Source organism: Streptomyces tyrfis (assembly GCF_037034285.1).
Taxonomy (GTDB): Bacteria; Actinomycetota; Actinomycetes; order Streptomycetales; family Streptomycetaceae; genus Streptomyces.
On sequence record NZ_JBAGJZ010000003.1, the window covers coordinates 160908 to 175019 of the forward strand.

The window sequence follows — 14112 nt, forward strand, 5'->3', positions numbered from 1 at the left end:
GACGTCTGTGCCTCCACGGGTCCGGCTCACCCCTCTCTACGCGCTTTTCGCAAGACGACTCCCACTTCGCGCAGCAGGCTGGGCTTGGTGGGCTTGGGGGGTCCGGGCAGGACGTCGAACCCGGCGGCCGCGATCGCGGAGAGGGCGGCGCGCCCCCCTCCCACGAATCCGGCGAGAAGCAGCCTGAGCCTGCCGTCGACGCTGCCCACCAGAGGGATGCCCTCATTCAGCAGTTCCCGGGCGCGCTCCGCCTCGAAGGCGACCAGCGAACGCACCGACGCGCCCGCGGTGGGGGCGGCGAGGCCGTCTTCGCCGACATGGAACCGGGCCATGTCGTCCGCGGGCAGGTAGATCCGGTCGCGTCCGAGGTCCTCCGCCACGTCCTGGAGGTGTTCGACGATCTGCAGGGCCGTGCAGACGGCGTCGGAGCGGCGGACGCGCTCGGGGCCGGCGGTGCCGGTGATCTGCAGGACCAGCCGGCCCACCGGGTTGGCGGAGAGCTCGCAGTAGGCGGCGAGCTCCGCGTACGTGCCGTAGCGGCGGACCTTCTGGTCCTGGCGGTTGGCTTCGATCAGGCCGAGGAAGGGTTCGGGGGTGAGCGCGCGGCGCCGAACGGTGGGGCGCAGCGCGCGCAGCAGGGGGTGGCGCGGGCCGTCGCCCGTGGTGGCGAAGACCCGGCGCAGGTCGGCCTCGAAGGCGTCGAGCAGGGCGAGCCGGTCGTCGGCCTGCTCGGGGTCGACGCCCAGGTGACGGGCGTCCGCGCCGCCCGGGGCGAGGTCGCCGTCGCCGATGTCGTCGACCAGGCGGGCGTAGCCGTAGACGGCCATCAGGTCGTCCCGCCAGGCCCTGGGCAGGAAGAAGGGGGCCACGGGGAAGTTCTCGTCCGCGGCCTTGTCGAGGGTGCCGGGCACGGCCGCCGCAGGGCGGGCCTGCCGGGTGGGGGTCACCACGGACCGCCCGGTGCTGGGACGGCGCGGACACCTCGGAGCTGGAGATCTTCCGTCATTGCCGTCACATCTCCCGTTCTACACTGCTGACCCAAAACATCCCATTCCGGACACGCCGCCCGCTCTGCCGAGTGCGGAGCACGCCTGTGGGCCGTCCGGCCCGGCGGTATCGCCCCACTTGCCACGAATCAGCACCGGTACAGCTTACGTTGTACAACGCTCATCGATACGGACGGGGTGTCGCCCCCTGCCGGGCAACACGTCCCACCCCGCCAACCTTCCCCGCGCGCAAGGAATTTCACGTCATCCGACGGGAGGAGATCTTGTCCGGCGCATACCGCCGGACGTGCAGAACGCCGCGCGGCGTCCACGGTCCGGACACCGTCGCGGCCTCCTCCGGAACCCTCCGGCGGAGGCCGCGACTCCCGGGTGCCGGCCTACTTCCCGGTCTCGCGCTCGTAGGCCTTGAGGACCTCGTCCGTCGGACCGTCCATCAGCAGCTCGCCCTTCTCCAGCCACAGCACCCGGTCGCAGGTGTCCCGGATGGACTTGTTGCTGTGGCTCACCAGGAAGACCGTGCCCGCCTCCTTGCGGAGTTCCCGGATGCGCTTCTCGGAGCGGATCTGGAACTTGCGGTCGCCGGTCGCCAGCGCCTCGTCGATCATGAGGACGTCGTGGTCCTTCGCGGCGGCGATGGAGAACCGCAGCCGGGCCGCCATGCCGGAGGAGTACGTCCGCATCGGCAGCGTGATGAAGTCGCCCTTCTCGTTGATGCCGGAGAAGTCGACGATCTCCTGGTAGCGCTCGCGGATCTCCTCGCGCGACATGCCCATGGCCAGGCCGCCGAGCACCACGTTGCGTTCGCCGGTCAGGTCGCTCATCAGCGCCGCGTTCACGCCCAGCAGCGACGGCTGGCCGTCCGTGTACACCTTGCCCCGCTCGGTGGGGAGCAGGCCGGCGATGGCCCGCAGCAGGGTCGACTTGCCGGAGCCGTTGGTCCCGATGAGGCCGATGGCCTCGCCCCGGTACGCGGTGAAGGAGACGCCGCGCACGGCGTGCACCTTCCGCACGCCGCGCGGCTCGCCGCCGCGGCGCAGTATCCGGCTCAGTGCCGCGGTGGCGCTGCCCCTGCCTCCGCCGCCGCCGTTGACCCGGTACACGATGTGCACGTCGTCGGCGATGACGGTGGGGACGCGCCCCGAAGTGTTGTCGTCAGCCACGGCCGTACCGTTCCTCCGCCTTCCAGAAGTACACGAAGCCCACCACGCCCACGACGACCGCCCAGGCCAGGGCGACCATCCAGACGTGCGCCGGGAGGTTCTCGGCGCCGTAGCCGTCGATCAGCGCGAAGCGCATCAGGTCCATGTAGACGGCCGCCGGGTTGTACTGGAGCACATCCGCGATCCAGCCCGGCTTGTCCTTGAGCATCACCGGGATGGAGAACATGACGCCCGAGGCGTACATCCAGGTCCGCATGATGAACGGCATGAGCTGGGCGAGGTCGGGCGTCTTGCTGCCGAGCCGGGCCATGATCAGCGCCATCCCGGTATTGAAGACGAACTGCATGGCCAGCGCCGGGACGATCAGCAGCCAGGACAGGCCCGGGTAGCTGCCGAAGCTCACGGCCACCACCGCGAGCACGATCATCGAGTACAGCAGCTGCTGGAGCTGCTGGAGCGAGAACGAGATCGGGAGCGCGGCGCGCGGGAAGTGCAGGGCCCGCACCAGCCCCAGGTTGCCGGAGATCGCCCGCACCCCCGCCATCACCGAGCTCTGGGTGAAGGTGAAGACGAAGACGCCGGTCACCAGGAAGGGGATGAAGACCTCCTGGGTCATCCCTCTCCTGGTCCCCAGGATCAGCCCGAAGATCAGGTAGTAGACCATCGCGTTGAGCAGCGGCGTGGCCACCTGCCACAGCTGGCCCAGCTTCGCCTGGCTGTACTGGGCGGTCAGCTTCGCCCGGGAGAACGCCATGATGAAGTGGCGCCGCCCCCAGAGCTGGCGGATGTACTCGACGAGCCCTGGCCGGGCGCCGCTCACCGTCAGGCCGTGCTTCGCGGCCGTCTCGGCCGCGCTCAGGCTCTCGTCGGCGGACGGTGGGGCGCCCAGGGCAACCGCGCCGTCGTGGGTTGTGTCACTCACCAGAATGAAACTCTCGTTTTCAAGATGCGCGGCCGGTCGCGGGCGCGGCTCGGAGCGTACAGGTCCCATGGAGAAGGAGGTGCAGAGGAGTCGCCCCCCATGCTCTCAGAGAAGAGCCTCTCAGATCACGGGAGGTCGGCCGAGCCTGGTCAGCCGCCACACCGTGCCCCACCTCATCGGGCGGCGGGTGCCGCACGGCGTGGACCAGCCCTCCCGGAAGCCGCCGAACCACGCCTTCAGCGCCGGGCCGGAGGGCTTGCGCAGCAGGGTCAGCAGCAGCCACACCCCGAGGTAGACGGGGACCAGCGGCGCGGGCAGGTTGCGGCGGGCCAGCCAGACCCGGTTGCGGGCCACCATCCGGTGGTACACCGCGTGCCGCGAGGGGGCGGTGGTCGGGTGGTGGAGGACCATGTCCGCGCGGTAGTCGATCATCCAGCCGGCGTCCAGCGCCCGCCAGGCGAGGTCGGTCTCCTCGTGCGCGTAGAAGAACTGCCCGGGCAGCGGGCCGACCTCGGCGATGACCTTGGTGCGCACGGCGTTGGCGCCGCCCAGGAAGGTCGTCACCCGCGAGGAGCGCATCGGGTCGGCGGCGCGCAGCCGCGGCACGTGGCGGCGCTGGGTGATCCCGGTGTCGGGGTCGGCGATGCGGAAGCTGATGATGCCGAGCTCGGGGTCGGCCTCGAACGCCCGCCGGCACAGCTCGGCGGTGTCGGTGCGCGGCAGCAGCCCGTCGTCGTCGAGGAACAGGAGCGCGTCCACGTCGGTGCCGCCGGGGCCGAACGCCTCGATCCCGACGTTGCGGCCGCCGGGGATGCCCAGGTTCTCGGGCAGCTCGACGGTCCGCACGCCCGGGGGGACGTCCGGCACGGGCGCGCCGTTGCCGACGACCACCACCTCGATCCGGTCGCCGTCCTGCCCGGCGACCGAGTCCAGGAGGGCCCGCAGTTCCTCGGGGCGGTTGCCCATCGTGATGACGACCGCGCCCAGTTTCATGGGTGTGCTCACTTCAACCTGCTCGACGCGAGGATCGACACCAGGTGCAGAAGGGTCTGCAGCAGTGCGATGCCGGCCAGTACGGCGACCATCAGGCGGCTGGCGAACAGGTCGTCCCTGACCGTGTCGACGACCGCGGCCGCCAGGACGACCAGCGACGCCTCGACGCCGAGGATCAGCCGGTGGAACTTGAGGGCGGCGGCGGCCCGGCGGGCGAGCGCCATGCCGGACGAGCGCGGCTCGGAGGCGGCCTCCTTGACCGGTGGCAGCCCGCCCTGGTGACGCGCGACGCCGACGAGGTCGGTCTCGGCCTTGATCAGGATGGCGCCCAGGGCCGCGAGGGTGCCCAGGAAGGCCCAGAGCCAGTCGATGCGTCCGGTGCCCCACGGATCGGCGGCGCGCAGGCCGAAACCGACCAGGACCGCCGCGTCGCACAGGTACGCGCCGACCCGGTCCAGGTAGACCCCGCCCAGTGAGAACTGCTTCTTCCAGCGGGCCACCTCGCCGTCGACGCAGTCGAGCAGCAGATAGAGCTGGACCATGAGCACGCCGAGGAGCGCCCCGGGGATGCCGGGGACGAGCAGGGCCGGTGCGGAGAGCACGCCCGCGACGGTCATCAGGTAGGTCAGCTGGTTGGGCGTGACCCGGGTGTTCACCAGGTGCCGGTCCACGCGCAGGGAGATCTCGCGCATGTAGAGCCGACCCGCCCAGTGCTCGCCGCTGCGCCGGTCCTTCACGCCCGGGGGGTGCACGACCGGGCGGAGTTCAGCTATCGATGGCTTCTGCATAGTCGGCGTACGCGTCCCTGATCTGGTCGGTGGACAGGTTGAGGTGTTCGAGGATGGTGAAGCGTCCGGGGCGGGTCTGCGGGGCGTACTCGACGGCCCGGACGAACTCGTCGGCGGTGAAGCCGATCTCCTCGGGCAGCACGGGCAGGTCGTGACGGCGCAGGGCGGCCGCCATGTGCCGCGACTCCTCGTGGGCGCCGCGCAGGTGCATGGCGAAGCAGGCGCCGAGGCCGACCTGCTCGCCGTGGCTGGCCGCGCGCCTGGGATACAGCAGGTCGAAGGCGTGGTTGATCTCGTGGCAGGCGCCCGAGGCGGGCCGGGAGTCGCCTGCCACCGACATGGAGATGCCGGTCAGCACGAGGCCCTCGGCCAGCACCGTCAGGAAGCCGTCGTCGCCGATCCCGCCGGGGTGGCGCAGCACGGCCTCGCCGGCCTGCCGGGCCATGGCGGCGGCCAGGCCGTCGACCTTCTCGCCCCTGACCTCTCGGGCGAGTTCCCAGTCGGCCACGCAGGAGATGTTGGAGACCGCGTCGCCGATGCCGGAGCGCACGTAGCGGGGCGGCGCCTGGCGGACGATGTCGAGGTCGATGACGACGGCGATCGGGATGGGCACCCCGTAGGAGCCCCGGCCGTTGTCGTTGTCCAGGGTGGCGACCGGGGAGCAGAGCCCGTCGTGGGCCAGGTTGGTCGCCACCGCGACCAGGGGCAGCCCCACGCGCGCGGCGGCGTACTTCGCCACGTCCACGATCTTGCCGCCGCCGAGGCCGACCACGGCGTCGTACCGGTTGCCCTTGATGTCGTCGGCGAGCTTGACCGCCGAGTCGAGGGTGCCGTCGACGACCGGGTACCAGTGGGCGCCGGGCAGCGCGGGGGCGAGCCGCTCGCGCAGCGCGCGCCCCGAGCCGTCGCTTATCGCGACGGCGAGCTTGCCGGAGGCGGAGATCCGCTGGTCGGCGAGGAGACCGGCCAGGTCGTCCAGCGCGCCGCGGCCGATGTCGACGACGACCGGGGACGGGATGAGCCGGGTCAGTACTGGCACGCGATCTCACGGCCCTTCGCGAGGTCGTCGTGGTTGTCGATCTCGACCCACGCCACGTCGCCGATGGGCGCCACGTCGATGGTGAAGCCGCGGTTCACGAGCTCCTGGTAGCCGTCCTCGTAGTAGAGGTCCGGGTCGCGCTCGAAGGTCGTCCGCAGGGCGTCGGCGAGATCGGCGGCGGCCTCAGGCTCGATGAGGGTGACGCCGATGTACTCGCCGGTCGCGGCGGCCGGGTCCATCAGCTTGGTGATGGAGCGCACTCCCCTGCCGTCCTCGGTGACGACCTTCATCTCCTCGTCGGCGAGGCTCTTCACCGTGTCCAGGGCCAGGATGATCCGCTGCCCGTCGCCGCGGGCGGCGAGCAGGGTCCTCTCGACGGAGACCGGGTGGACGGTGTCGCCGTTGGCCAGGATGACGCCGCGGGCGAGGACGTCACGGGCGCACCACAGGGAGTAGGCGTTGTTCCACTCCTCGGCCTTGTCGTTGTCGATCAGGGTGAGGGCGAGGCCGTACTTCTCCTCGAACTCGGCCTTGCGGGCGTACACGGCCTCCTTGCGGTAGCCCACGACGACGGCCGCCTCGGTGAGGCCGATCTCCGCGAAGTTCGCCAGTGTGAGGTCGAGAACCGTCTTCTCGCCGTCCACCGGCACGAGGGCCTTCGGGAGCGTGTCGGTGTAGGGGCGCAGTCGCCGTCCGGCACCGGCTGCCAGTACGAGGCCGATCATGCGGGTTCTCCTTCGTCGTGAACGGCGGGTGCTCCGGAGGACACCCAGAAGCGGATGGACTCCACGAGCACCACCAGCGCCACGGCCACCGCGAGCACGGTGAGTGCCGCGGCGAACGCCGAATGCCGGGTGAGTACGGCGGCGAGTACGGCCACCACCAGGGTGCGGCCCTCGTGCCCGCCGATCGCGCGTACCAGCCACTGGGGCGGCGCGCCGGTGCCTCCGCGAATGCGGTAGACCGTGTCGTAGTGATGGTAGGCGACGGCCGAGACCAGCCCGAACGCCGCCGGGAGGGCTCCGGGGACGTCGCTGCGGGCGGCGAGGATCAGGATCGTGCAGTACTCGGCCGCCCGGAACACCGGGGGCACGAGCCAGTCCAGGGCTCCCTTGAGGGGCCGGGAGACGGCCAGGCCCGAGAACATCGCGTAGACGACGGCCGCCAGGATGGTGTGCCCGCTGCCGAAGGGCTGCGAGAGCGCGGAGGCGATCATGAGCGCCCCGCCGAGCAGGGCCGTGGCCGCGGGGAGCCAGCTGCCGCCGAGCCGGGGGCCGAACGCCGCGACGGCGCGGGCGAGCGGTCCGGAGTCGGCGAGGTCGGCCAGGGCCGCGGCGGCCCGGTCGGTGCGCCGGGCCTTGCGGGTCACCGAGCGCAGCAGCCGGCCCGCGGTGGTGTAGCAGGCGGCGAAGGAGCAGCCGACGAGCAGGGCGTAGAAGACGATCCGGGGGGTGGTCGCCGCGGTGAGCACCGCGATCATCGCCCAGCGCTCGCCGATCGGCAGCACGATCATCCGGCGCAGCCAGACCGTCCAGCCGACGCTGTCGAGACGGTCGGAGAGGGCGGCCGTGGGACTCGAATTGGCCACGGCGTCGTGGTTGGCCTCGTTGAACGAGAAGTCGATCACATGGCGGCACGACTGGAGCACCATGGCGCCGAGGGCCAGGGCCCAGACGTCGTCCCCGCCCCGGGCGGCGCCGAGGGCGAGCCCGGCGTAGTACGCGTACTCCTTGGCCCGGTCGAAGGTGGCGTCCAGCCAGGCGCCCATCGTCGAGTACTGCAGCGAGTAGCGGGCGAGCTGCCCGTCGGTGCAGTCCAGGACGAACGAGAGGAGCAGCAGCACGCCGGCCGCGACGAAGCCCGCGCGCGTGCCGGTCGCCGCGGCCCCCGCCGCGATCAGCGCGGTCAGCAGGGAGGCGGTGGTGACCTGGTTCGGGGTGAGACCGCGCCGCGCGCACCAGCGGGCGATGTAGCGGGAGTACGGGCTGATGAAGAACGTGGTGAAGAAGCCGTCGCGGGCCTTGACGGCGCTGCGCAGCCGCACCGCCTCGTCGTCGACCGCGTCCCGGGCGCGCTCCGCCTCGGCGCGCGCGGAGGCGTCGGCCGGCACGGCGGCGACCAGCGAGCCCAGCTCGGGGCGCTGCACGGCGGCGTCCTCGTCGTCCATGGCGGCGGCGAGGCGGCCGGGCAGGGTGTCGTCGGTCCCGGGCCCGGCGGGGGCCGGTCCGGCGGGGGCGCCCGCGTGGACGGACGCGGCGACCGCGTCGAGGGCCCGGGCCAGCGCGGGGCGGGCCTCCGGGCGCGCGGTGAGCGCGCCGGGGACGGCGGCCGCGGGGAAGCGCGGGTCGGTCAGGCCGAGCCGGAGGGCGTGGACGTGCCCGACGAAGCGGGGGTCGACCAGGGCGACGCGGCGGTCGGCGGGGACGTCCGCGAGGAGCCGCGCGGCCTCGGCCGGGTCGGCGGCGGTCCGCACGTCGAAACCCAGTGACCGCAGATCGTCCGCGAGCGAGGATCCGGGCAGCGGAGCACCGGTGAGGATGGCGGTCGACAGACGAACTCACTCCTTGGTGCTGACGGGGTCGGCGCGCGGCGACGCGGCCCGGAAGCGGGCCGACGGCACGTCGGCAGAGGCTATCGGATGAACGGAAGCGGGAGTTCACTGCCCGTTCGCGCTCCGTTCGGGGCGGACCGGCATCATGCGGGACCACCCGAGATCATCATCGTCGATCCCCGCCTCGCCTGACAAAACGCGGTGGCACGGAACCGGGCCTTCCCGCCCGGACCGTTCCAGAACGCCCCAGATCGGACGGACGGGGACGGCGCGGACCGGATCCCCGGCCCCGTGCCCGCGCACGGCGGCCGTGCGCGAGGAGGGAGTGGACGGGCAGCGCTTAGGCTGGCCGTCATGACATGGCTGATCACAGGCGGGGCGGGGTACATCGGCGCACATGTGGTGCGGTCCATGACCGGGGCCGGTGAGCGGGTCGTCGTGCTCGACGACCTGTCGACCGGGGCCGTCGGACGGCTTCCGGCCGATGTGCCGCTGGTCAGGGGCTCGGCGGCCGACCGTGCGCTGCTCGACGAGGTGCTGGAACGGCACGCGGTGACGGGTGTGGTGCATCTCGCGGCGAAGAAGCAGGTCGGGGAGTCCGTCGAGCGGCCGCTGCTGTACTACCGGGAGAACCTGGCCGGGCTGACCGTGCTGCTGGAGGCGGTCGTCGCCGCCGGGGTGCGCCGCTTCCTGTTCTCCTCCTCCGCCTCGGTGTACGGCGTGCCGGATGTGGAACTGATCACCGAGGAGACGCCCTGCGCCCCGATCAGCCCGTACGGCGAGACGAAGCTCGCCGGGGAGTGGCTGGTGCGCGCGGCCGGCCGGGCGCACGGGCTGTCCACCGCCTGCCTGCGCTACTTCAACGTGGCCGGGGCCGCCGCGCCGGAGCTCGCGGACACGGGCGCCTACAACGTGATCCCGATGTTCTTCGAGCGGCTGACCCTCGGCGAGGCCCCCCGGATCTTCGGCGCCGACTACCCGACGCCCGACGGCACCGGTGTCCGCGACTACATCCATGTCGCGGACCTCGCCGACGCGCATCTGTCCGTCGCACGGGCCCTGGCGGCCCGGACCGGGGAGGAAGGCGCGGACCTGACCGTGAACATCGGCCGCGGCGTGGGCGTCTCGGTGCGGGAGATCGCGGATCTGGTGGGCGAGGTCACCGGCCGGAGCCAGGAGCCGGTGGTGGAGGCGCGCCGGCCCGGCGACGGCGCGAAGGCCGTCGCGTCCGCCGCCCGGATGTCCGGGGAGCTCGGCTGGACGGCCCGGCACGGGATGCGCGAGATGGTCGAGTCCGCCTGGGAGGGCTGGTGCCTCCAGCATCCCGAGGCACGCGCGAACTGACCTTCCGGTGATCACCCGACCGCTCTGACCTGCGAGCATTTCCGCAGGTCAGAGCACATGACAACGGTGTTCAGTGCCGTGTTGCCCGATACCCCCCACCCGTAGTTCACTGGCAGTGCTCGGGGCGACCGCGCCCGAGTCCGCGAGACGACCGGGAGGCGTCCCCATGGGCGCAGGGCACGACCACGGGCACACACACGGCGGGCCGCCGCCCACCGGCACGGCGGCCGCCGCGCACAAGGGGCGGTTGCGGATCGCGCTGGGCATCACGCTCGGCGTGATGATCGTGGAGGTCGTCGGAGGGGTGCTCGCCGGTTCGCTGGCCCTGATCGCCGACGCGGCCCACATGGCGACCGACGCCCTGGGCCTGGGGATGGCCCTGCTGGCGATCCACTTCGCCAACCGGCCCGCCGGGCTCAACCGCACCTTCGGGTTCGCGCGCGCCGAGATCCTGGCGGCCCTGGCCAACTGTCTGCTGCTGCTCGGCGTGGGCGGGTTCCTGCTCTTCGAGGCGGTCCAGCGCTTCATCACCCCGGCCGAGACCCGGAGCGGGCTCACGATCGCGTTCGCCCTCGTCGGCATGGTCGCCAACGTGATCTCCCTCTCGCTGCTGCTGCGCGGGCAGAAGGAGAGCCTGAACGTGCGCGGCGCCTATCTGGAGGTGCTCGCGGACACGCTCGGCTCCTTCGCCGTGCTGATCTCGGCGGGCGTCATCCTGGCCACCGGCTGGCAGGCCGCCGACCCGATCGCCTCGCTGGTGATCGGCCTGATGATCGTCCCCCGTACGGTGAAACTGCTCAGGGAGACGCTCAACGTGCTGCTGGAGGCGGCCCCGAAGGGCGTGGACATGGGCGAGGTACGGGCCCACATCACCGCGCTGCCCGGGGTGCTGGACGTCCACGACCTGCACGCCTGGACGATCACCTCGGGGATGCCGGTACTCTCCGCGCACGTGGTGGTGAGCCAGGACGTGCTGGACTCGGTCGGCCACGAGAAGCTGCTCCACGAGCTCCAGGGATGCCTCGGCGTCCACTTCGACGTCGAGCACTGCACCTTCCAGCTGGAGCCGAGCGGCCACGCCGAGCACGAGGCCAGGCTCTGCCACTGAGCCGCCGACCGGGGCGGACCGGCCGGAGCGGGGCGGGGACCCGGCCGGACATGCCACGACCCGAGGTACGGACGAGCGGCTTTTGTGCGGCAGACTTGGGCGGACTCGACGGGACCGGCGCACCGGGCCGGGACCATAGCGAAGGATGGGTATGCCGACCACACCAGCCACCGCGGCGCACAGCTCGTCGAACGGCACCGCAGACGCGATCATGCTCGAACTGGTCGACGAGAACGGCACCACCATCGGCACGGCGGAGAAGCTCTCCGCCCACCAGCCGCCGGGTCGGCTGCACCGCGCCTTCTCGGTGTTCCTCTTCGACGAGCGGGGGCGGCTGCTGCTCCAGCGGCGCGCCTCGGGCAAGTACCACTCCCCCGGTGTCTGGTCGAACACCTGCTGCGGCCACCCCTACCCCGGTGAGGCGCCGTTCGCCGCCGCCGCCCGGCGCACGTTCGAGGAGCTGGGGGTCTCGCCCTCCCTGCTGGCCGAGGCGGGCACGGTCCGCTACAACCACCCGGACCCGGCCTCGGGTCTGGTGGAGCAGGAGTTCAACCACCTCTTCGTGGGCCTGGTCCAGGACCTGCCGCGCCCGGACCCGGAGGAGGTCGGCGAGACGGCGTTCGTCACGCCCGGCGAGCTGGCCGAGCGGCATGCCGAGGCGCCGTTCTCGGCGTGGTTCATGACCGTGCTGGACGCCGCGCGGCCGGCCGTCAGGGAGCTGACCGGGCCGTCCGCCGGCTGGTGAGCGGACGCGGGGCGCCCGGCCGGGCGCCCCGCACGGGCCGGGTCAGGGCCTCGGACCCAACGGCAGCGCCGCCCAGATGATCTTCCCGCCGCCCGCGGTGTGCCGCACGTCGCAGGCGCCGCCCGCCTCCCTGGTGATCTCCCGGACCAGGAGCAGCCCGCGGCCGCCGGTCTGCCCGTGGTCCGTCTCCAGGGCCGTCGGCCGGTAGGGGTGGTTGTCCTCCACGGACACCCTGATCCATTCCGCCCCGACGGCCACCTCGACGCCGAGCTCGGGCGACAGCAGCGCCGCGTGCTTCACCGCGTTGGTGACCAGCTCGGAGACGATCAGCAACAGCCCCTCCGCGATGTCGGCGCCGATCGGCACGCCCTGGCGTCTCAGCAGATCGCGTACGGCGTGCCGCGCCCGCGGTACGGACGCTTCCACGGCCGCGGCGGTGAACCGCCAGACGCCTTCGTACGACATGGGCCGAGCGGGGATACTCCCGCGGCTCTCCATAGTCCGGTACCCGCCCTCGACTCGTCGGTGACTGCACGCCGAGTACAGAGTGCGCGGCACGGTCGCCGCGCCGGACCACTGAATGGAAGTCACCCCCTAACGACCGTTATCGACCTCCATTGCCCTCTATCGACAGTTCTTGTTCGAGACTGCTCGGCCGGCTCAGCTCCCGGACTGGTTCCGGTCCTCGTCGGGCGGGGCGCCCGGCCGCGGGACCCGCCGCGGGAGGCTCCTCACGGTGCGTACGTGCACGGCCACCCCTTCCTGATCACAAGTTCGAACGCGGCCGATAGCATCCGGCGCATGGACCGCAGGGAACCCCGGCTGACGCACGCCGTCGCGGACGGTGTCGCCACCGTCGTCATCGACAACCCCGCCAAGCGCAACGCGATGACGGCCGCGATGTGGCGCGCGCTGCCCGTGCTGCTGGAGCGGCTGGCGGCCGACGGCTCGGTGCGGGCGCTGGTGCTGACGGGCGCCGGGGACACCTTCTGCGCCGGGGCGGACATCTCGTCGCTCCGCGCCCCGGCCGGATCCGGCGGCGCTTCTTCGTCCGGCGATCCCTCCTCGCCCGACGGCCCCTCCCCGTCCGGGAAGACGGCCGGGTCCGGCGGTCCGCCGGACGGTCCGCAGTCGCTCGCGGTGGCGGCGGAGGAGGCGCTGGCGGCGTTCCCGCTGCCGACGCTGGCGGCGATCCGCGGCTACTGCGTGGGCGGTGGCAGCCAGCTCGCGGCCGCCTGTGACCTGCGGTTCACGGAGGAGGGCGCGTCGTTCGGGGTGACCCCGGCCAGGCTGGGCATCGTCTACCCCGCGTCGTCGACCCGGCGGCTGGTGGCGCTGACCGGGCCCGCCACGGCGAAGCATCTGCTCTTCTCGGGCGAGCTGATCGACGCCGCGCGGGCGCTGCGGTCCGGTCTGGTGGACGAGGTGCTGCCGGCCGGCGGCCTGGACGCGCGGGTCGACGCGTACACGCGGACGCTGGCCGCGCGTTCGCGGCTCACCCAGGCGGCGGCGAAGGAGTTCGCCGACGGACGCCGGGACCGGGACGCGCACTGGGCGGAGCAGGCACGGCGCAGCGGCGACACCGCGGAGGGCGTCGCCGCGTTCCTGGAGCGGCGCGCGCCGCGGTTCGCCTGGCCCGAGGAGCCGAGCTGACGGTCCCTCGGGCGCGCGCCGCCGGGCCCGTGCCCCGTACGGTCCCCGGCTCGGCGGCCCCGCCCGGGCGTCCGGTCCGCCCGGGCTTCGGGCCGCGTCCGGCGCCGGGGGCGAGGCGGCGGCCTACCGGCCCTGGAGGAGGACGGGCGCGTTCCCGGCGCGGAACTTCTCGACCAGGGCGGCCGGGGCCTTCTCCGGCGAGCCCGCGTCGTAGGGCGGCTGCGGGTCGTACTCGGTCAGCAGCTGCACGGCCATGGCGTGCTCGTCGTCCACGAGCCGGCCGGCCAGGGCCAGTCCCATGTCGATGCCGGAGGAGACGCCCGCCGCCGTGACGTACTTGCCGTCGAACACCACGCGCTCGCCGGTCGGCTCGGCGCCGAACCCCCTCAGCGCGTCCAGCGCGAGCCAGTGCGAGGTGGCGCGCCGCCCGTCGAGCAGTCCGGCCGCCGCGAGCAGCAGCGATCCGGTGCAGACGGAGGTGGTCCAGGTGCTGGTGGCGTCGGCCGCGCGCAGCCAGCCGAGGAGGGTCTCGTCGTTCATCCGGTCGCGCTGGCCGGGGCCGCCCGGGACGACCACCACGTCCGGCGTCGGCACGTCCGCGAACGTCCGGTCGGCGACGAGCGCGAGGCCGCCGCTCTCGTTGCGCACGGGTCCGGTCCGTTCGGCGACGAACACGGTCTCCGCGCCGGGGAGGTGCTGGAGCATCTCATAGGGGCCGACGGCGTCGAGCGAGGTGAAGCGGTCGAAGAGTGCGATGGCGATCTGCATGGTTCCTCCGTGGTTCGTCGGGTGGCCCAGAAGG

Annotated in this window: 14 protein-coding genes; 4 read left to right on the forward strand and 10 right to left on the reverse strand. The window is 72.7% G+C overall.

Going from position 1 to position 14112, the window contains the following annotated elements; translation table 11 throughout:
- Positions 1–26 precede the first annotated feature (26 nt).
- The 8 genes from hpnC to WA762_RS03920 form a co-directional block, all read right to left on the reverse strand.
- Positions 27–947: a squalene synthase HpnC gene (gene hpnC, locus WA762_RS03885; RefSeq protein ID WP_335933025.1), complete on the reverse strand. Its 921-nt coding sequence runs from the start codon at positions 945–947 to the stop codon at positions 27–29.
- Between the two features lie 437 nt (positions 948–1384).
- Positions 1385–2167 carry an ABC transporter ATP-binding protein gene (locus WA762_RS03890; RefSeq protein ID WP_335932886.1) on the reverse strand — a complete coding sequence of 261 codons (783 nt, stop codon included), beginning with the start codon at positions 2165–2167 and terminating at the stop codon, positions 1385–1387.
- On the reverse strand, positions 2160–3089 hold the full coding sequence (locus tag WA762_RS03895; protein WP_335932887.1) for an ABC transporter permease: 930 nt from the start codon (positions 3087–3089) through the stop codon (positions 2160–2162). The genes WA762_RS03890 and WA762_RS03895 overlap by 8 nt, the downstream gene beginning before the upstream one ends.
- A gap of 120 nt (positions 3090–3209) precedes the next feature.
- Positions 3210–4094, reverse strand: a complete 885-nt coding sequence (locus WA762_RS03900; RefSeq protein WP_335932889.1) for a glycosyltransferase family 2 protein — start codon at positions 4092–4094, stop codon at positions 3210–3212.
- Positions 4091–4870, reverse strand: coding sequence for a CDP-alcohol phosphatidyltransferase family protein (locus WA762_RS03905; protein WP_335932891.1), 780 nt, complete (start codon positions 4868–4870; stop codon positions 4091–4093). Before WA762_RS03905 ends, WA762_RS03900 begins: the two co-directional genes overlap by 4 nt.
- Positions 4848–5909: an iron-containing alcohol dehydrogenase family protein gene (locus tag WA762_RS03910; protein ID WP_335932893.1), complete on the reverse strand. Its 1062-nt coding sequence runs from the start codon at positions 5907–5909 to the stop codon at positions 4848–4850. The genes WA762_RS03905 and WA762_RS03910 overlap by 23 nt, the downstream gene beginning before the upstream one ends.
- Positions 5897–6634, reverse strand: a complete 738-nt coding sequence (locus WA762_RS03915; RefSeq protein WP_335932894.1) for a phosphocholine cytidylyltransferase family protein — start codon at positions 6632–6634, stop codon at positions 5897–5899. Before WA762_RS03915 ends, WA762_RS03910 begins: the two co-directional genes overlap by 13 nt.
- Complete coding sequence (locus tag WA762_RS03920) at positions 6631–8382, reverse strand: DUF5941 domain-containing protein (RefSeq protein ID WP_335932896.1); 1752 nt, start codon at positions 8380–8382, stop codon at positions 6631–6633. The genes WA762_RS03915 and WA762_RS03920 overlap by 4 nt, the downstream gene beginning before the upstream one ends.
- A 432-nt stretch (positions 8383–8814) precedes the next feature.
- On the opposite strand from WA762_RS03920, the gene galE reads away from it, so the two are divergent.
- The 3 genes from galE (at position 8815) to idi (ending at position 11657) form a co-directional block, all read left to right on the forward strand.
- Positions 8815–9804: a UDP-glucose 4-epimerase GalE gene (galE, locus tag WA762_RS03925; protein ID WP_335932898.1), complete on the forward strand. Its 990-nt coding sequence runs from the start codon at positions 8815–8817 to the stop codon at positions 9802–9804.
- A 166-nt stretch (positions 9805–9970) separates the two neighbouring features.
- Entirely contained in the window at positions 9971–10912 is a 942-nt protein-coding gene (locus tag WA762_RS03930; RefSeq protein ID WP_335932900.1) for a cation diffusion facilitator family transporter, read from the forward strand.
- A 151-nt stretch (positions 10913–11063) separates the two neighbouring features.
- Positions 11064–11657, forward strand: coding sequence for an isopentenyl-diphosphate Delta-isomerase (gene idi, locus WA762_RS03935; protein ID WP_335932901.1), 594 nt, complete (start codon positions 11064–11066; stop codon positions 11655–11657).
- 42 nt (positions 11658–11699) lie between these two features.
- Here idi and WA762_RS03940 read toward each other — a convergent pair whose 3' ends face one another.
- Complete coding sequence (locus tag WA762_RS03940; protein ID WP_335932902.1) at positions 11700–12155, reverse strand: ATP-binding protein; 456 nt, start codon at positions 12153–12155, stop codon at positions 11700–11702.
- Positions 12156–12458: 303 nt separating this feature from the next.
- Here WA762_RS03940 and WA762_RS03945 point away from each other — a divergent pair, with 303 nt between their 5' ends.
- Positions 12459–13310, forward strand: a complete 852-nt coding sequence (locus WA762_RS03945) for an enoyl-CoA hydratase/isomerase family protein (RefSeq protein ID WP_335932904.1) — start codon at positions 12459–12461, stop codon at positions 13308–13310.
- A gap of 123 nt (positions 13311–13433) precedes the next feature.
- Here the strand turns inward: WA762_RS03945 and WA762_RS03950 are convergent, their stop codons facing one another.
- The gene (locus WA762_RS03950) at positions 13434–14078 is read right to left on the reverse strand and encodes a DJ-1/PfpI family protein (RefSeq protein ID WP_335932906.1); all 645 of its coding nucleotides are present in this window, start codon (positions 14076–14078) and stop codon (positions 13434–13436) included.
- Positions 14079–14112 lie beyond the last annotated feature (34 nt).